The sequence below is a fragment of the Rhodococcus quanlei genome, from assembly GCF_055231015.1.
Map to the genome: position 1 here is coordinate 238,772 of NZ_JBUYWD010000008.1, position 18,261 is coordinate 257,032.

General features: G+C 64.5%; 18 protein-coding genes and 1 pseudogene. 8 read left to right on the forward strand and 11 right to left on the reverse strand.

Translation table 11 applies throughout. The annotated features are described in order from the left end of the window. Positions 1-7: 7 nt before the first annotated feature. From tnpB to ACZI8Q_RS07040, 3 genes and pseudogenes are all read right to left on the reverse strand, one after another. Positions 8-1,459 carry an IS607 family element RNA-guided endonuclease TnpB gene (gene tnpB / locus ACZI8Q_RS07030; protein ID WP_463372783.1) on the reverse strand — a complete coding sequence of 484 codons (1,452 nt, stop codon included), beginning with the start codon at positions 1,457-1,459 and terminating at the stop codon, positions 8-10. Beyond that, positions 1,460-2,047, reverse strand: a pseudogene (locus tag ACZI8Q_RS07035) (IS607 family transposase). Between the two features lie 201 nt (positions 2,048-2,248). Then, positions 2,249-2,617 (reverse strand): DoxX family protein, encoded by a 369-nt coding sequence (locus ACZI8Q_RS07040; RefSeq protein WP_463372784.1) that lies wholly within the window; start codon positions 2,615-2,617, stop codon positions 2,249-2,251. Positions 2,618-2,773: 156 nt separating this feature from the next. On the opposite strand from ACZI8Q_RS07040, the gene ACZI8Q_RS07045 reads away from it, so the two are divergent. Next, complete coding sequence (locus ACZI8Q_RS07045; RefSeq protein WP_463372785.1) at positions 2,774-3,805, forward strand: phosphotransferase family protein; 1,032 nt, start codon at positions 2,774-2,776, stop codon at positions 3,803-3,805. A gap of 21 nt (positions 3,806-3,826) precedes the next feature. On the opposite strand, the gene ACZI8Q_RS07050 is transcribed toward ACZI8Q_RS07045, so the two are convergent. The 8 genes from ACZI8Q_RS07050 to ACZI8Q_RS07085 all read right to left on the reverse strand — a co-directional run bounded on the left by ACZI8Q_RS07050 (position 3,827) and on the right by ACZI8Q_RS07085 (position 8,957). Further along, entirely contained in the window at positions 3,827-4,297 is a 471-nt protein-coding gene (locus ACZI8Q_RS07050) for an acyl-CoA thioesterase (protein WP_463372786.1), read from the reverse strand. Between the two features lie 21 nt (positions 4,298-4,318). Beyond that, positions 4,319-4,792 (reverse strand): DUF6328 family protein, encoded by a 474-nt coding sequence (locus ACZI8Q_RS07055; protein WP_463372854.1) that lies wholly within the window; start codon positions 4,790-4,792, stop codon positions 4,319-4,321. After that, positions 4,792-5,634, reverse strand: coding sequence for a shikimate 5-dehydrogenase (locus tag ACZI8Q_RS07060; RefSeq protein ID WP_463372787.1), 843 nt, complete (start codon positions 5,632-5,634; stop codon positions 4,792-4,794). Before ACZI8Q_RS07060 ends, ACZI8Q_RS07055 begins: the two co-directional genes overlap by 1 nt. Positions 5,635-5,674: 40 nt before the next feature. Next, a complete protein-coding gene (locus tag ACZI8Q_RS07065; protein ID WP_463372788.1) occupies positions 5,675-6,055 on the reverse strand; it encodes a DUF5313 family protein in 381 nt (126 codons plus the stop codon). Further along, on the reverse strand, positions 6,052-6,528 hold the full coding sequence (locus ACZI8Q_RS07070) for a MarR family winged helix-turn-helix transcriptional regulator (RefSeq protein ID WP_463372789.1): 477 nt from the start codon (positions 6,526-6,528) through the stop codon (positions 6,052-6,054). Before ACZI8Q_RS07070 ends, ACZI8Q_RS07065 begins: the two co-directional genes overlap by 4 nt. A gap of 68 nt (positions 6,529-6,596) precedes the next feature. After that, a complete protein-coding gene (locus ACZI8Q_RS07075; RefSeq protein WP_463372790.1) occupies positions 6,597-7,316 on the reverse strand; it encodes an HNH endonuclease family protein in 720 nt (239 codons plus the stop codon). Between the two features lie 93 nt (positions 7,317-7,409). Next, positions 7,410-8,315, reverse strand: a complete 906-nt coding sequence (locus ACZI8Q_RS07080) for an NADP-dependent oxidoreductase (RefSeq protein WP_463372791.1) — start codon at positions 8,313-8,315, stop codon at positions 7,410-7,412. Between the two features lie 42 nt (positions 8,316-8,357). After that, positions 8,358-8,957, reverse strand: a complete 600-nt coding sequence (locus ACZI8Q_RS07085) for a transglutaminase-like domain-containing protein (RefSeq protein WP_463372792.1) — start codon at positions 8,955-8,957, stop codon at positions 8,358-8,360. 74 nt (positions 8,958-9,031) lie between these two features. Between ACZI8Q_RS07085 and ACZI8Q_RS07090 the strand changes: the two genes are divergently transcribed. The 7 genes from ACZI8Q_RS07090 (at position 9,032) to ACZI8Q_RS07120 (ending at position 18,256) form a co-directional block, all read left to right on the forward strand. Further along, on the forward strand, positions 9,032-11,869 hold the full coding sequence (locus tag ACZI8Q_RS07090; protein WP_463372793.1) for a DEAD/DEAH box helicase: 2,838 nt from the start codon (positions 9,032-9,034) through the stop codon (positions 11,867-11,869). Further along, on the forward strand, positions 11,866-12,657 hold the full coding sequence (locus tag ACZI8Q_RS07095) for an SWIM zinc finger family protein (protein ID WP_463372794.1): 792 nt from the start codon (positions 11,866-11,868) through the stop codon (positions 12,655-12,657). The genes ACZI8Q_RS07090 and ACZI8Q_RS07095 overlap by 4 nt, the downstream gene beginning before the upstream one ends. A 152-nt stretch (positions 12,658-12,809) precedes the next feature. Then, positions 12,810-14,312 (forward strand): CoA-acylating methylmalonate-semialdehyde dehydrogenase, encoded by a 1,503-nt coding sequence (locus ACZI8Q_RS07100; protein ID WP_463372795.1) that lies wholly within the window; start codon positions 12,810-12,812, stop codon positions 14,310-14,312. 11 nt (positions 14,313-14,323) lie between these two features. Further along, positions 14,324-15,490, forward strand: coding sequence for an isobutyryl-CoA dehydrogenase (locus ACZI8Q_RS07105; RefSeq protein WP_463372796.1), 1,167 nt, complete (start codon positions 14,324-14,326; stop codon positions 15,488-15,490). Then, complete coding sequence (locus ACZI8Q_RS07110) at positions 15,487-16,569, forward strand: enoyl-CoA hydratase/isomerase family protein (protein ID WP_463372797.1); 1,083 nt, start codon at positions 15,487-15,489, stop codon at positions 16,567-16,569. Before ACZI8Q_RS07105 ends, ACZI8Q_RS07110 begins: the two co-directional genes overlap by 4 nt. Positions 16,570-16,571: 2 nt before the next feature. Next, complete coding sequence (gene mmsB, locus ACZI8Q_RS07115) at positions 16,572-17,483, forward strand: 3-hydroxyisobutyrate dehydrogenase (RefSeq protein ID WP_463372798.1); 912 nt, start codon at positions 16,572-16,574, stop codon at positions 17,481-17,483. Continuing rightward, positions 17,480-18,256 (forward strand): enoyl-CoA hydratase, encoded by a 777-nt coding sequence (locus tag ACZI8Q_RS07120; RefSeq protein ID WP_463372799.1) that lies wholly within the window; start codon positions 17,480-17,482, stop codon positions 18,254-18,256. The genes mmsB and ACZI8Q_RS07120 overlap by 4 nt, the downstream gene beginning before the upstream one ends. The last annotated feature ends 5 nt before the right edge of the window (positions 18,257-18,261 follow it).

Consider the following 18,261-nt stretch of genomic DNA (forward strand, 5'->3'; position numbering starts at 1 on the left):
TCGTTCATCAGGCAGCCTCGCCTTGCGGTGAGGCGGTCCCCGTCTGATCCGTGAGGTGCGGGGTTGACGCTTCGTAGCCTGCTGCGTCGCCTGCTCGCGCAGGTTCGGTCTCATGCGTGGCTCCACGTCCTGCCACCGGGCCACTCCCGGCGGGGCTCTGTTCACCCGGACGGGTCTCGCCGAGCCGGGCGAGGTTGATCGCGGCGTTGCGGTCACGGTCGATCTGTAGGCCGCAGTGTTCACACACGTAGGTTCGCTCGGCGAGGGTGAGGCTTGGCTTTCGCTCACCGCATCCCGAACACGTCTTGGACGATGGGTAGTATCGGTCGGCTTCCACCAGGGTCGAGCCGTACCAGCGGGTCTTGTAGCCGAGCATCCGCCGGATCTCGGCGAGGGAGGCGTCGGACAGTGCCCGGTTCAGGCCCTTCTTCCGGCTACCTCCGGCACTCCGCATGCCGGCCGCGTTCAGTGTCTCCACGACGACCACCCGATGCTGCTGGGCGAGGGCAGTGGTGGCCTTGTGCAGCACGTCGCGGCGCACGGCGGCAGCGCGGGCGTGGGTCGTGTTGATCCGGGCCTGGGTCCGGGCCCACCGCTTCGACGGTTGCCGTCTGGTCTTCGTGACCGGATCGTAGAGGCCCTGCTGGCGCGCTGCCCGGCGCTGCAACGCACGGCGCTTGGCCTGAGTTCGTGCATACGATTTCGGTGCCGGTACCCGGCCGACCTCACCCCCGTCCGGGGCGGCGACCACCAGCAGCGAGTCGGCTTTCACGCCGACGTCGACACCCACCACCGGTACGCCCGCTCTGACGTGCCCGGGGACCGCGACCGTGCGCTGCACGAGGACCTGAAACGCCACATGCCACCGACCCGCCGAGTCCTCAGACACTGTGGCCGACAGGATCCGGGCGGTACCTGCTTCGATCCGTCGGGCCAGTTTCCGGGTCGACTCGTGGGTCTTGATCTGCTTCAACCGGGGCAGGGTGACGTGCTTGCGGTCGGGCTCGACCCGGATGGTGCCGGTGGTGAACCGCACCGATCGGCGCGACCGGGCGGTCTTGAACTTCGGGAACCCGACCGCTCTGCCTGCTCTCTGGCCGCTGCGGGACTTCGCCCACGCGTCGAGGCCACGAGCCAGGCCGTCGAGACCGGTGTTGTACGCCTCCTTGGAGTTCTCCTGCCACCATGGCGCGACCTCGTGTTTACGGGCGTTCCACTGCTTACGTAGCCCCGCGAGTGACCAGTTCACCGAGGGCGTCAGATCGGCCTCGGTGATCCCGTAGGAGCGTTCCGCGGCCCGCTGATCCATAACTGCCTTCACTGCGGCCAGCATCGTGTTGTGCGCCTTGCGCGCCCCGCCCGCGTGAGACCTGAACGCCTGCACCTGGGCAGGTGTCGGATCGAGCGCGAACGTGTATGCCTGCACCGCCTCGCCGTCAGGAATCTCGAACCTGGCCATTCAGGGGGCCACCTCGACCGGGTCGTCATGCTTGGTGGCGGTGACCGCGCGCATCGCCCGGTTCCGGGCGCCGCGGCGACCGTAGAGCCGGGCGCACATCGAGGTCAGCACCTCGATCATGTCGCGCACGAGATCGTCGTCGGTTTCTCCCTCGTCGGTCACCACAATCCGCCGGCCCTGCGCCGACAGGGCCGCTTCGAGATGTTCGACCCCGAACCGGGCCAGACGATCACGGTGCTCCACGACAAGCACTGTCGCAGACGGGTCCGACAAGATCCTCCTGATCTTCGGTCTCTTCCCGTTCAGCCCGGATCCGACCTCGGTGACCACCTCGCCCACTGTGTGGCCGTTCGCCGTGGCCCAGTCGGCGAGCCGAGCGACCTGCCTGTCCAGGTCAGCTCGCTGATCGTGCGAGGAAACTCGCGCATAGACAACCGTCCGGCCAGTCTCGTCAGCCGCCCGAGTCTCGACCCAGATCGTGCCCGAATTCAGACGGCGTGCGGGCACCGGCATCCGATCCTCCCGGAACCACCGTTACGCCGTCTGCGGATGCACACCGTTCGCACGCGCCCACTGAGCCAGCTTCACATGCTCAGTGAAACACACATACGATCACGTTTGCTCACGAATCACTGAACAGTTGTGAACCCCGTCCACGAGATGTCGTACGACAGGATGATCGAAAGGGAAACCTCGCCGATCTGCGTGGTCGGCAACGCGTAGGTCGTTGATGTACCGTCCGCCCACGGACTGCGTGCTCGTCATACAGTGGTTCTTCTCCGAGGCGCGCTAGTGGGAAACCAGGAAGAGTACGAACGTGACCGCGGCCAAGACAGCGAAGTACACCGCAGGCAGGGACGTGGCCCGGGTGTCAGGGTTGCCGTAATCGCCGTTCTTGGCGTGGAATCCGACGGCGGCAAGCCCCAGGAGGAGAAGGCCGCCCGCTGCGACGGCACCGATCGGCCACACCAAAAGTCCGACGAGCACACCTGCAGCACCGGCGATCTCGGCGCCGCCGATGAGACGCACCTGATTCTGTACGAAGCCTCTCGAGCGCAGCATGGTCCATGCGGTGCCCTCCAGTCGCAGCTTCGGGACACTCACCGCCAGCGCGGCAATGGCAAGCAGGATTGCGCACACGATGAGAACTACATTCACGTCCGGCCTCCGGTTTCCCTGAGTCTCTTGTCGGTGTCGTTCATACCGGTGTCATGCGGTATGGGACGACGGATCAACAGTAGGCGGCGACCGCCACATTTTCCGGCGTTGGCGATCTCGCGCTATCTCGCGTGTCGAGCGGTTAGCATCGTGCGCGTGACTGTCGTGGGATTGAACGAAGATGCCGTGACCGGGTGGATCGCCGAACTCGGAGTGGGTGCTGTTGCGCCACTGACCTACGAACGGATCGGAAACGGTCAGTCGAATCTGACGTATTCGGTTTCGGATTCGTATGGTGGGCGCTGGGTTCTGCGACGACCGCCTCTCGGGCACATTCTGTCGTCGGCCCACGACGTGGTCCGTGAACACCGAATTCTGTCGGCATTGCAGGGCTCGTCCGTCCCCGTCCCCAAGATCCTCGGCCTCACCGAAGATCCGGCGATCACCGACGCACCGTTGGTACTCATGAGCTTCATCGACGGTGTCGTGGTGGACGGCGTACCTGTCGCGGACAAGCTCACACCGGAGCAGCGCCGTGGGATCGGACTGGCGCTGCCGAAAGCGCTGGCCCGGATTCATGCCGTCGATCTCGAGGACGCCGGTCTCGTCGATCTAGCCAGTACGAAGCCCTTCGCAGCACGTCAGCTCAAGCGCTGGTCGACGCAATGGGAGCAGTCGAAGACCCGTGATGTACCCGACGTCGAGCGGCTTGCGGAGTTGTTGCAGCGCAACATTCCCGAGCAGACGGAAGTATCGCTGGTACACGGCGATTTTCACCTGAACAATGTCATAGTCTCACCGAGCGAGGGCACGGTTCGTGCGGTGGTGGACTGGGAATTGTGCACTCTCGGTGACCCCCTGGCAGACGTCGGGGCGCTGCTTGCCTATTGGCCCGAGGCGGGCGATGAGCACGTTGCCGGCCCGTTCATGGCATCGACACTCGAAGGTTTCCCGAACCGCAACGAGTTGGTAGAAGCGTATGCACACGAGACCGGAAGAGACGCTTCGGCAGTGGGATACTGGCACGTTCTCGCACTGTGGAAACTGTCGATCATCGCCGAAGGAGTGCTCCGCCGGATTCTCGACGATCCTCGTAACGAGGCGGAACACGGCGGACCCACCGCGAGGCTCGTCGACGGGATCATCGCGCGGGCAGTGTCCACCGCGGAGACGGAGGGGCTGTCCTGATCGCCTTCGTGGCGTACCCGGTCAGTTCGAGTCCGTCGCCAGCAGTCTAGCGGCAGCGTCACGGATTTCCGGTGGGATCGGCACCGGCGTACGAGTTCTCGCGTCCACGTACACGTGCACGAAGCGTCCGCGTGCGGCCGGTACCAATCCTGCAGCGGGTGAATTGCGGTCTTCCCGGAAGATCGCCAACGCGTACACGATGCTGCGGGTACCCAGCCGCTCGATCGACAATCCGACCTGCAATCGGTCGGGGAACGTGAGTTCTTGCAGGTATGTGCACGACGTTTCGGCGACGATCCCGATGGCAGGAAGCTCGCGGATGTCGACACCGGTTGCGTCCATGAGCCAGGCGTTGACCGCCGTATCGAAGTACGAGTAGTACGTGACGTTGTTGACGTGCCCGTAATGGTCGTTGTCCTCCCACCGCGTTGCAACGGGCCAGAGTGCGGGAAAGTCGGCTGCGACGGGCAGCGCCTGCTTGGTGTCGGTCACGGATAGAACACTACTTCGGTGTCAGGTCGATGCCGCGGATTCCTCGTCGCGACGGAGCCGGTGCGGGAGCACGAACCACAGTGCCACGAACATGACAGCGCATACTGCTGCCAGCATCATTGCGATCCACCCACCGACGACCACCTCGGATATCAACAGCACGGTACCGGTCATGGCGGCGGCAAGAGAAGCCATTCCGATCAGTGCGAACCTCGTCCCCAATGCCAGAATGTGTACGCGTCGTCCCTGCTGGAACAGCACCCGATGCCAGACCGCGGGCGCGATGCGGAAGGCTGCGGCGATGGTCGTGAACAGTACGGTGACCATGTGTATCGCGTGGACGTAGGCGGTGCCCTCGCGGTAGGCCTCAGTGAACGCTACTGCCAGGAGGAAGGCGAACAGAATCTGAACCCCGGCCTGAGCGACCCGCAATTCCTGTAGCAACTCGTTGAAGTTGCGCGTCGACCGCTGAGCCGGTGTTTCGGATCCTTCCATCACGATCGCGAGAATTCCGATGCGCGGCGAATCTGATCGACGGTCGGTCGGATACCGGTGTAGAGCGCGAACTGTTCGGCAGCCTGCAAAGCGATGACTGCGGCGCCGGTGATAACCGTCTTGCCCTCGTCGGTCGCTCGGCGAATCAGGGGAGTATTCGATGGCGTCGCCACGACGTCGAACACGGCCTCGGCTGCCGACACGGCCGCGGCCGTGAACGGCATCTGCGCGGCTTCGGCACTCCCGGCCATTCCGACCGGTGTGGCATTGACGAGCAGACCCCGGGTGTCGTCGCCGAACTCCGGACGCCACGACAATCCGTAGTGTTCGGCCAGGGCGGCGCCGCTGTCGGCATTGCGCGACACCACGACGACATCGTCGAGTCCGTGATTCCGCAGCGCTGCCACCACCGCCTTCGCCATGCCGCCACTTCCGGCCACAGCAACCGACTGTGATGTGGGAATTCGGTTCTCGCGCAGAAGAGTTGCCACCGCGTCGTAGTCGGTGTTGTACGCGTGCAGGACGCCCTCTTCGTTGACGACGGTGTTGACGGAATCGATGGCGTTCGCCGAATCGTGCATGACGTCGACGAATTCGATGACCTGTTCCTTGAACGGCATCGACACCCCCGCCCCGCGAATTCCGAGACCACGAATACCGCTGACCGCAGCCGAGAGGTCGGATGTCGTGAACGCCTTGTAGAGGAAGTTCAGCCCGAGTTCGGCGTAGAGATAATTGTGGAATCGGGTGCCGATGTTGCTCGGCCGCCCCGACAACGAGATGCAGACGCGGGTGTCCTTGTCGATCGCCATGCCGTTCGTCGCGGTGCCGTCGAGCATCATTGTGCCGAGTCTAGTGCCTTTGGCCTCGGCTTCCCGACGTTCACGAATGCGGATGCAGGCGCTCGTACGACGCCTGCTCGCCGGCGCGTCGGCGAGCCACCTTCAGGCTCTCGAGATCCGGCGGTAGACCATGGCGCTCGAGGCGACGGGATCTGTTCTGTGCCATGTAGGCAACGCTGTAGAACATCGCCAGAATGACGCCGAGCAGGGTCATCGAGGCGTTCAGCCACACCGGGCCGGGGAAGAGGAAGAAGGCAGCAAAGATCGGGAGGAAGGGCACCATTGCGCGGATGAGGTGACGCGGCACAGCCCACTCGCCCACCAGGTCGTTGCGTACCCAGTCCTGCATGGAGTGGGGGAGGGTGCGGCCGAAGCAGTATCCCAGCCATTGAATCGGATTCGGGCGTCGTCGCTCGGTCATGATCGTTGCTCCAGTGGGTTGAGTGCGCCGGAGGCGTGTGCGGCGGAATTGATGCGGGTGAGGACGCGGTGAAGCTCCTCGAGTTCTGTGAGTTCGACGCCGAGCGCTGCGATGACCGCGGGAGGTACCTTCTCTGCTTCGGCTCGTAATGCTCGGCCGGATTCGGTGAGTTCGACGGCGAGTTGACGCTCGTCTTCTCGGCTACGCGTACGAACGAGGAGACCCGATGCTTCCAGACGCTTCAGGAGTGGCGAGAGTGTCGCCGAATCCAGTTGCAGGGCCGCGGCGATCGACTTCACCGACATGGGGGAGGTTTCCCACAAGGCAAGCATCACCAGGTACTGCGGGTGGGTGAGACCCATAGGGGCCAGGATCGGCCGATAGATGCTCAGCACCGCACGGTTCGTGACGGCGAGTGCGAAGCAGACCTGCCGGTCCAGGGCGAGTGGATCGGGTGCGGGTTCGGTGGTCATGCGGCAAGCCTAGCATTTAGTTAATGCCCTAAGTGTTAGCCACTGAATGGTTAGTGCATTAACCGGTGTCAGTCGCAGGTGCGAGCGACCTCCCGCAGAACTTCGGCATCCGAACGCGTGATCGGGAGTGCGTAGTGCACCGCCACCATCAGGTACTTTCCCGCGTAGAAGCAGTGATATGCAGGGGTCGGAGGCAACCACTCGGACGGGGTGGCGTCGCTCTTGCGCATGTTGTCCGGACCATTGACGGCCAGCAGGTTGAACGCGATGTCGTTGGCGAACCGGATGCGCAATTCTCGTGACCACCGGTGTGCGCCCATGTCCCAGGCCGCCGCGAGAGGGTAGACGTGGTCGATGTGCACCGCCCTGGCGTTCGAGCGGTCGAACGACAGCGACTCACCCGAGTACGGGTCGGGCAGGATTCCGCTCGCCACGACGCAGCCGCCGGTTCCCTCTCTGAACGTGGTGGAATGCAGGCTCAGCGCGAGGACATTGTTTCTCGTGTCGCACCCGTCATGGCCGCCCTGTGCGTCTTGCTCGTCCGTCCAGGCGGGGCCGAATACGCAACTGCTGTCGCCGGAACACTCGCGCTCGTATCCGGCCGCGTTGTGACGGCGATCCGCGATCTCGACTTCGGTCAGCAGCGCCTCGATATCGGCGCGGGACGGACTGCCCGGTGCCGGAGCCACCGACGTGAACTCACCGAATACGGCGCCACAGCCCCCGAATGCAGCGGTCGACATCATCGCCGCAGCAACCCCCAGCACGGCCAAACGACGAACATTCATGCGTCCCCCCAGGCGCTCATCGAGCTCAGTAGGGCAGCACTGTAGCTCGAGCTGGTGACACGCGTAACGGAATCGCTTGCCTTCCAGGCAGCGTCACGACACCTCGATGACGACCTTGCCGGTTGCGTGCCCGCTCTCGACCAGGGCGAGAGCCTCATCCGCACGACTGAGGGGCAACCGTGCCGTGACGTGAGGATCGACCTCACCGGCTGCGACGAGTGCGGCGATCTCCGCGAAAACCTCGGATGTTCGTCGGCGTGTGACACCCGAGCCGCCGAGTTCCTGTGCTCGGGCGGTGTTTCCGATACTGATGAGCCGCTTCGGGTCGGTGACAAGCGTGACGAGCGCGGCGAGTTCGGCGCCGACCGCGTCGAACACCGCGTCCACGTTGCCGGACACCCGTGAAAGCAGATGCTCACCCGACCCGACCCACGTAGCTCCGAGTGATTCCACGAGTTCTCGTTTGGTGCTGCCGGCAACACCGGTGACCGACACACCACGCAGAGCGGCGAGCTGCAGCATGCTCTGCCCAGTGCCGCCGCCGGCACCGACCACCAGCAACGTCGAGCCCGCAGGGAGGTCGAGCTGATCGAGTGCGTCGTAGGCGGTTCCGATGGCGACGGGGATCACCGCCGCGTCCGCGAACGACACGGCCGACTGCTTGAGCGCGGTGGAGGACGCGTCGGTCAGGGTGTATTCGGCGTATCCACCGAAACCGGTGGCCGTCGCACCGAACACGGCATCGCCGATCGAGAAGCCGGCTACTCCCTCGCCGACGCCGGTCACGACACCGGACACCTCGCGACCCAGAACCGCAGGAAACGTCACGGGGACGGTGGCCTTGCGGGCGCCGGACCGCACCTTCCAATCGGCAGGGTTCACCCCAGCGGCGCGAACGGCGACGAGTAGCCGACCGGGGCCGGGTGTGGGTATCGGACCCTCGAGGAACTGTTGTGTCTCGGGTCCGCCGTATTCGGTGAAGCAGTAAGCGCCAGGCATGCTCTCACTGTGCCACTGGTGGCGCAGCCGTCAGCTGAGGCGTCAGAGTTCCGTCGGCAGGCCCGCGCCGTAGAGCGTCAGCACGTCCGTCGCACCGCGAAGCGAGTCGATGACGCACGGGGCTGGTGAGACGAAGAGCTGCGGATAGTCGATCTCACCTCGGGTGCGGTCGATCGTCCACGCGAGTTGTTCGGTACCGAGTGAAAATTGCGCGTCGATCCCGTTGGTGTTGCCGCGTGGATCCTGCCGGTGCCAGGCGCCGCCGAGGTGGACAGCAACCAGGCCGTGCAATACGTGTCCGCCACCGTGCTCGAGACGTTGGTAGCACAATCCGGTCGGAATGCCCTCGGTGCGCAACAATGCCGCCAGCAGGTGCGACTTGGCGTAACAGAGACCCGCGCGGTGGGCGAGCACCTCCCCGGCTGTGAGAGTGACCCGTGGATTCCGAACGTCGTAGGAGTGTCCGACCTCGTCTCGCACCCATTCGAACGCGGCTTCGGCGAAGGACACGTCGCTGTCGGTCTGTTGCCGCAACGCCAGCGCCAACTTCCGAACAGCGCGATCCTCGCGGTCGACGAATTCGTCGCCGGCCAGGAAATCGCCTGTGGACGAGGTTTCGAGCAGCACGTCGGTGGTTGCCATGCCGAGAGTCTTCGCTCGGCGGCAGAGGGTGGTCAAGTTGTATTTCTGTCTGCGCTACCTGATTGGATGGGGGCATGCTGCACGGCTTGTGGACCCCGGGTTCGGGACTGCTGCTGTGGACACACGGCGCCGAGGGGCGAGGCCCCGAACCGGACAGGCTCGAATCAGAACACGGAGACGAAGGCAACGTCGTCGACCGCACCCTGCGGCGGAAGTTCCGTCATCGGGTAACGGTGCCGATGCCCGCGCCGTCCGGAGTCGACCTGATCGAGTGGCCTGCCGTCGCGTTGGCGCCGCCCGATGCGGCGGAGCTGTTGCTGACCCTGCCCGGGCGTGACTCCCGCGTCTGCGGTGACCTGAGGTATCTCGCGCACATCGCACAGGGGATCGACCGCTGGGCCGGTGCCGGTCGTGTGGTCCCCGAGGTGAAGCGGGCGGACGGCGAATGGTGGCCGCGGTGGCGGCTCGTCGGAGGTGAGCAACAGCGGGCCTGGCGTACGGAGCTGTCCATGGGGATGCCGTCGGTCCAGCGATACGGCGACGGACCACGTGCCGTGCTGGACGACATGCTCGCCGAACTCACCGATCCCATCGTGCGCAGGCGTCTCGACGTACATGATCCGAACGATCCGATGCTCGCGGCACTGGTGCGGGGCGAGCCGTTCATCGGCGGTACGCCGAAGCTTGCCGGCGATCTCGACCGGTGGCGCGAGAGTCTTAAGATGGACGAGCCCGAACTGGTGTTGCGGTTGCTCGAACCCGAGGGGACTGACGAATCCGGCGACGACCCGGACGAGGCTTTGTGGCGGTTGCAGGTATGTCTGAGGGCGGAGGGGGAGGCACCCGAACCCGTTCCACTGCACCGCACCGACCGAATTCGCCTGCAGTTGGGGGTTCGGAAGCTCACCGAGGCCGTCGCGGCATACCCCCGGCTCGAAGATGTGCCCAGTGCGCCCGACAGCCTCGACCTGCTGTTGCCGACAGCGGTGGTGATCGACCTCGTGACCCACGGTGCGGGCGCCCTGCAGGAGAAGGGCATCGGGCTGCTTCTGCCCCGCGCGTGGAAGAAGGCGGCGCCATCGATGCGACTGAAGGTGTCGGCGCCGGGATCGCCGATTTCCGCGGAGGACCGCGCCGTCGGCAAAGATCAACTCCTCGAGTACGAGTGGGAGCTGGCACTCGGCGACGAGGTCCTCACCGCCGACGAGATGGCCCGGCTCGTCAACGCGAAGAGTGGTCTCGTTCGGCTCCGCGGTGAGTGGGTGCGTGCCGACCCGGACATGCTGTCGCGGGCTGCTCGATACGTGTCGCAACGAAGCTCCGGGGGAGAGCGGAGCATCCTCGATCTGCTGCAGGAGCTGATCGACGACGACTTACGGGACCTTCCGGTCGAGGACATCGAGGCCAGCGGCTGGGTCAGGGCACTGGTCGACGAGAACACCCGACCCGAAAAGATCGGTGTTCCCGAGGGTTTGACTGCCACGTTGCGGCCGTATCAGGAGCGCGGACTGGACTGGTTGGCGTTCATGAGTGCGGCCGGCCTCGGCGCCGTCCTCGCCGACGACATGGGCCTGGGCAAGACCGTCCAACTGCTGGCGCTCCTCGCACACGAACGATCGGACGATCCGACCCTGATCGTGTGCCCGATGTCGGTCGTCGGCAACTGGCAGCGTGAGGCGGCACGTTTCGTGCCGGGCCTGCGTGTGCTGGTGCACCACGGCTCCGGCCGAACGAGTGGGGCAGCGTTCGGGGAAGCGGTGGCCGGTAGTGACCTGGTCATCACCACCTATGCGCTTCTCGCCCGCGATCTTGCCCACCTGAAGGAACAGGCGTGGCGGCGGATCGTCCTCGACGAGGCGCAACACATCAAGAATCCCAAGACTTCTCAGGCCAGAGCTGCACGAAGCATCACTGCAGATCATCGGATCGCGCTGACCGGTACTCCCGTCGAGAACCGGCTCGACGAGCTGCGTTCCATCCTCGACTTCGCGAATCGGGGCATGCTGGGCTCGGAGTCGATGTTCCGCAAGCGATTCGTCGTGCCGATCGAACGGGACAAGGACGAGACCGCAGTTGCACGCCTGCGGGCCATCACGTCCCCGTTCGTGCTCAGGCGAGTGAAGACGGACCCGGCGGTGATTTCCGACCTGCCCGACAAGTTCGAGATGACGGTGCGTGCCAATCTCACCGCGGAACAGGCCGCGCTGTATCGGGCGGTGGTCGACGACATGCTCGCGCAGATCAAGGACAAGAAGGGCATCAAACGTAAGGGTGCGGTGTTGGCGGCGCTGACCAAGCTCAAGCAGGTGTGCAATCACCCCGCCCACTTTCTGCACGACGGTTCCACGGTGCTCAGGCGTGGCCGGCACCGTTCGGGGAAACTGGGCTTGATCGAGGACATCGTCGATTCTGTGATTGCCGAGGGTGAGAAAGTGCTGTTGTTCACGCAGTTTCGCGAGTTCGGTGACCTGCTCGTGCCGTTCCTCGAGGAGCGTTTCGACACAGGGGTTCCCTTCCTTCACGGAGGGGTGCCCAAGAGTGGTCGTGATGCGATGGTGGAGCAGTTCCAGTCTCCGGACGGTCCGCCGGTGATGGTGCTGTCCCTCAAGGCGGGTGGCACGGGCCTGAACCTGACTGCGGCGAATCATGTGGTGCACATGGACCGCTGGTGGAATCCAGCCGTCGAGAATCAGGCGACGGACCGGGCTTTCCGGATCGGTCAGCGACGCGATGTCCAGGTGCGCAAACTCGTGTGCGTGGGCACCCTGGAGGAGAAGATCGACCTGATGATCGCCACCAAGCAGGAACTGGCGGATCTGGCGGTCGGAACCGGGGAGAACTGGGTGACCGAGATGAGCGCCGAGCAGTTGAGTGACCTGCTGCGACTCGGTGACGAGGCGGTCGGCGAATGAACGCGAGCGAACCCGGTCCGTACTTCGAGCAGTTCGGAAAGCGGCGACCGGTGAAGGGTGGATTGGCTGCGCAGTCGCGGCGCGGCGGGTTCGGTAGGAGTTGGTGGGGGCGCGAGTTCGTCGCCATCATCGACCTGATCGCGGACAAGGGCAGGATGGCGCGCGGCCGCAGTTACGCCAGGTCGGGTCAGGTGCTGTCACTCGAGATCGACGCCGGTGTGGTGGCAGGGGAAGTACAGGGCAGTCAGATTCAGCCGTTCACGGCGACCGTCCTCGTCCCCACGCTGGACGAGAACCGGATCGCTGCGCTCACGGCGCAGGTGCGGAAAGCGCCGGGCAGTCTGTCCACGCTGGCAGGCGGCAAGGTGCCACAGTTCCTCGGGCCGGTACTCCTGCCGTCGGGTCCGTCCGATCTGCAGTTCGATTGCACGTGCCCCGACGTGGGGTGGCCGTGCAAGCATGCGGCAGCGCTCGCCTATCTGACTGCCGAGCGCATCGACGAGGACCCGCTGCAGATACTCGCGCTGCGAGGTGTGGACCTCGACGCGCTGATCGAGAGTGTCGCCGACCCGGAAGGAACACTCGGCGACCCGATGAACCTCGACTGGGCCGACTGGTTCGGTGACGGCACCCGGTTGCCCTCGTTGCCGCGCCCGGAGGTGCGAGCGGCTCCGGGCGACCTGGACCCAGGGCTGCTGCGGCGGGCCTTCCGCTCCATGAGCGACGGCGAGTACGAACTCGAGGACGCGATCCGTGAGTTGAAGGGACTGTACGGGCGACTTCTCTGACGAGACGAACCCCTGAGCTGGACGTATCGATGCAGCTCTAGACATACATGGACATCCGACTATAGGATGGGCGATAGAAGTAGTCGCCGGCGTGACACCTCTGAGGTCACGCCGCGGCGGCCCACAATCATCGAGCAAGGACGGGTTGCATCATGGTTCGAGAGATCTCCCATTTCATCGGCGGCAAGCAGGTTCCCGGTGCTTCCGATCGATTCGCCGACGTCTTCGACCCGAACACCGGTCAAGTCCAGGCGCGTGTTCCGCTCGCCGACAAGGCCGAGACCGAAGCCGTCATCGCCAACGCCGCCGAGGCGCAGCGGGAGTGGGCAGCGTTCAATCCGCAGAAGCGTGCCCGCGTGCTCATGAAGTTCATTCAGTTGGTGCATGACGAGATGGAACCGCTCGCGCGGTTGCTCTCGTCCGAGCACGGCAAGACGATCCCGGACGCGAAGGGCGATATCCTGCGCGGCCTCGATGTCATCGAGTTCGCAGTGGGTGCTCCGCACCTCCTCAAGGGTGAGTACACCGAGTCCGCCGGTACCGGCATCGATGTGTACTCGATGCGTCAACCACTCGGAGTGGTTGCCGGGATCACCCCGTTCAACTTTCCTGCCATGATTCCGCTGTGGAAGGCAGGGCCCGCCCTCGCCGCGGGCAACTCGTTCATCCTCAAGCCGTCCGAACGCGACCCGTCGGTGCCGCTGCGGCTCGCGGAACTGTTCCTCGAAGCAGGTCTGCCCGCCGGTGTCTTCAACGTCGTCAACGGTGACAAGGAAGTAGTCGACGTGCTGCTCACCGACGAGCGCGTCAAGGCCGTCGGATTCGTCGGTTCCACCCCGATTGCGCAGTACATCTACGAGACCGCGGCAGCCAACGGCAAGCGTGCCCAGTGCTTCGGCGGCGCGAAGAATCATGCCATCGTCATGCCGGATGCAGATCTGGACGAGGTTGCAGATGCCCTCATCGGCGCAGGTTACGGTTCGGCCGGTGAACGTTGCATGGCCATCTCCGTCGCCGTGCCCGTCGGTCAGGAAACAGCGGACGCTCTGGTCGCCAAGCTCAAGGAGCGTGTCGGCGAACTGAAGATCGGCCGCAGCGACGACGAGGGTGTCGACTTCGGGCCGCTGGTCAGCAAGGCTGCCGCCGATCGTGTCGACGAGTACATCCAGATCGGCATCGACGAGGGCGCGGAGGCCGTGGTGGACGGTCGCGGATTCACGCTCGAGGGTCACGAGGACGGCTTCTTCTCCGGCGCAACACTGTTCGACAAGGTCACACCGGAGATGCGGGTCTACAAGGAAGAGATCTTCGGCCCGGTGCTGCTCGTGGCCCGCGCCGCCGACTACGAGGAAGCGCTGCGACTTCCGTCGGACCACGAATACGGCAACGGTGTCGCGATCTTCACCCGCGACGGTGACACGGCACGAGACTTCACCAACCGCGTCAACGTCGGCATGGTCGGCGTCAACGTACCGATTCCGGTGCCGATCGCGTACCACACGTTCGGTGGCTGGAAGCGTTCCGGATTCGGTGACCTCAACCAGCACGGACCGGATTCGTTCCGGTTCTACACCAAGACCAAGACCGTCACGCAGCGCTGGCCCTCCGGCACCAAGGAACAGGCCGACCACTTCGTCATCCCGACAATGAACTGATCGGAACTCGCATGTTCACCTTGACCGACGACGAGCGGGCGATACGCGACACCGCCCGTGATTTCGCGGCCGAGCATCTCGCGCCCAACGCTGTCGAATGGGATCGGAGCAAACACTTTCCGGTCGACGTCCTGCGCAAGGCGGCGTCGACCGGAATGGGTGGAATCTACATCCGCGAAGATGTAGGTGGCTCCGGCCTGACACGTGTCGATGCCGCCCGAATCTTCGAAGAGCTCGCGAAAGGCGACCCGTCGATCGCCGCCTATATCTCGATCCACAACATGGTGACGTGGATGATCGACAGATTCGGCAACGACGAGCAACGACACACGTGGGTTCCGGGCTTGTGCTCGATGGATCAGCTGGGCAGTTACTGCCTCACCGAACCCGGCGCCGGCAGCGACGCCTCGGCTCTGAGTACCAAGGCCGTCGCAGACGGTGACCACTACGTGCTCAATGGGGTGAAGCAATTCATCTCCGGTGCGGGTACCTCCGACGTGTATGTCGTCATGGCGCGGACCGGCGATCCTGGTCCCAAAGGGATCTCGGCGTTCATCGTGCCCAAGGATTCGCCGGGCCTGTCCTTCGGCGCAAACGAGGACAAGATGGGGTGGAACGCACAACCCACCCGTCAGGTGATCTTCGAGGAGGTCCGGGTACCCGCCGCGAACCTGCTCGGTGAACTGGGCGGCGGATTCCGGATCGCCATGTCCGGACTCAACGGTGGGCGACTCAATATCGCCGCCTGCTCCGTGGGTGGGGCCCAATCTGCTCTCGACCAGGCAGCCGCGTATCTGGTGGATCGCAAAGCGTTTGGGGCTGCCCTGATCGAGTCGCAGGCCCTCCAGTTTCAACTCGCCGACATGAGAACCGAACTCGAGGCGGCGCGCACGTTGTTGTGGCGAGCGGCCGCTGCGCTGGAAGACAGTGCCCCCGATGTCGTGGAACTGTGCGCCATGGCGAAACGGTTCGGAACCGACGCGGGCTTCGACGTCGCGAACAAGGCGCTGCAAATGCACGGCGGATACGGTTATCTTGCCGAGTACGGGATCGAAAAGATCGTCCGGGATCTGCGTGTGCACCAGATCCTCGAAGGTAGCAACGAGATCATGCGCGTGGTGATTGCCCGCAGCGTGGTGTCGGCGGCGAAGAGCGCCAGCGGAAAAGGAGCGGCATGACCGGTATCGAGCCCGAGGTTCTGATCGAGAAGCGTGACGGCCTCGGCCGGATCACACTCAATCGGCCGAAATCGATCAATGCACTCAATCATGCGATGGTGCAAAAGATCGCCGCGGCCCTCCTGGAATGGTCGAACGACAGCGAGGTCGGTGCCGTCGTTTTGGCCGGGGCCGGCGAGCGCGGCCTGTGTGCCGGCGGGGATATCGTGTCGATCTACAACGACGCGAAGGACGGCGGCACCGGCTCGCTCGACTTCTGGCGTGACGAGTACATCCTCAACGCGGCCATCGCCAACTACGGCAAGCCGTACATAGCGTTGATGGACGGCATCGTGATGGGCGGCGGCGTCGGTGTCTCGGCGCACGGCAGTGTCCGAATCGTCACGGAGCGTTCGATGGTCGGTATGCCCGAAACCGGGATCGGGTTCGTCCCGGACGTCGGCGGTACGCATCTGCTTTCCCGAGCACCCGGCGAACTGGGAACGCACATCGCGCTGACGACGGCACGGCTCAGTGCCGGCGATGCGATCGCCTGCGGGTTCGCAGACCACTTCGTACCGTCGGACAAGCTCGACGAGTTCGTGGAGACAGTGACGATTTCTTCCGTGGGCGATGCACTGGCGGCGTTCGCGGAGCCCGCGCCCGTGTCGGAGTTGACGGCGCAGCAGAGTTGGATCGACGCGGCGTACTCGGCCGAAACGGTTCCCCAGATCGTCTCGCGGTTGCGCAGCAGCGGCGTCGCGGAGGCCGAGAAGGCTGCCGAGCAGATTCTCGCCAAGTCGCCGACAGCCGTCACGGTCACTTTGCGGGCGCTGCGCCAGGCGCGCGAACTCGACAGCCTCGAGGCAGTGCTGGACCAGGAGTTCCGGGTATCCACGGCGTCGCTTCGCTCACATGATCTCGTGGAGGGCATTCGCGCTCAGGTGGTCGAGAAGGACCGCAACCCGAAGTGGTCCCCGGCCCAGTTGTCGGACGTCGATTCCGAACAGGTGAACCTGTATTTCGCACCGCTCGGGGATCGTGAGCTAGGACTGGCACAGACATACGCGGCGCAGGTCGGCGACGCTCAGGAAGGATGATCATGAGTACGAAAGTTGCGTTTCTCGGTCTCGGACACATGGGCGGTCCGATGGCAGCGAATCTCGTCGCCTCCGGACTGTCGGTGACCGGATTCGACCTGGTGCCCGCGGCTCTGGAACAGGCCACCGAAGATGGTCTGATCATTGCTGATTCGGCAGTAGCTGCGGTCGCCGGTGCCGACGTGGTGGTGACGATGCTGCCGAGCGGCAAGCACGTCCTCGGGCTGTACGACGAGATTCTTCCCACAGCCAAGGCCGGAACGTTGTTCATCGACAGTTCGACCATCGACGTCGACGATGCGCGCGAGGCACACAAGCGTGCCACCGAAGCCGGGCACAGAGCCGTGGACGCGCCCGTGTCGGGCGGCGTCGTAGGCGCCACTGCGGGCACGCTCGCGTTCATGGTCGGCGGATCCGCGGACGACTTCGAAGCGGCGAAACCACTGTTGGACGTGATGGGCCGCAAGGTTGTTCATTGTGGTGATTCGGGAGTCGGTCAGGCCGCGAAGATCTGCAACAACATGATCCTCGGGGTCTCGATGATTGCCGTCAGCGAGGCATTCGTGCTGGGAGAGAAGCTCGGCCTGAGCAACCAGGCCCTGTTCGACGTCGCGTCCAACGCATCCGGGCAATGCTGGGCACTGACCACCAACTGCCCCGTCCCCGGACCGGTGCCCACCAGCCCTGCGAACCGTGATTATCAGCCAGGATTCGCAGTCGCACTCATGGACAAGGACCTCGGCCTGGCCACCAACGCCCTGCGTGCCAACAGTGTCGACGCCGATCTGGGATTGCGTGCTGCGGAGCTGTACGGCAAGTTCAACGAGGCAGGGGCTGGAGGTCAGGATTTCTCCGCGATAATCGAGGACATCCGCAGCCGTTCCGAGAAGAAGTCCAGTGAGGGAGACAAGTGAGCGAGTTCGACACCATCCTGCTAGAGCGTAAGGGGCGCGTCGGCGTCATCACGCTGAACCGGCCGAAGGCGCTCAACGCGCTGAACTCGGAACTGATGCGCGAGGTCGTGTCCGCTGTCGACGAACTCGAGGCCGACGACGGAATCGGCGCGATCCTCGTAACCGGCTCGGAGCGCGCGTTCGCCGCCGGTGCGGACATCAAGGAGATGCAGCCCAAGACGTACATGGAGATGTACCTGAGCGACTTCTTCGCGGCCTGGGATCGACTCGCGCAGGCGCGCAAGCCCACGATCGCGGCGGTTGCCGGTTACGCACTGGGTGGTGGTTGCGAGCTGGCGATGCTCTGCGACGTCCTGCTTGCGGCAGATACCGCGAAGTTCGGTCAGCCCGAGATCAAACTCGGTGTCATCCCCGGTATCGGTGGCTCGCAGCGGCTCACCCGTGCCGTGGGTAAGGCGAAGGCCATGGAAATGTGCCTGACGGGCCGCAACATGGATGCGGACGAGGCGGAGCGTGCCGGTCTGGTGTCACGGGTCGTGCCCGCCGCCGACCTGCTCGACGATGCGCTGAAGACGGCCACCACCATCGCCGAGATGTCCATGCCGATTGCGATGATGGCGAAGGAAGCGGTCAACCGGTCGTTCGAGACCACCCTCGACGAGGGTATTCGCTTCGAACGGAGAGTGTTCCACTCCGCATTCGCCACCGAGGACCAGAGCGAGGGGATGGCGGCGTTCGTCGAGAAGCGGACACCGGACTTCAAACACCGCTGACAGCC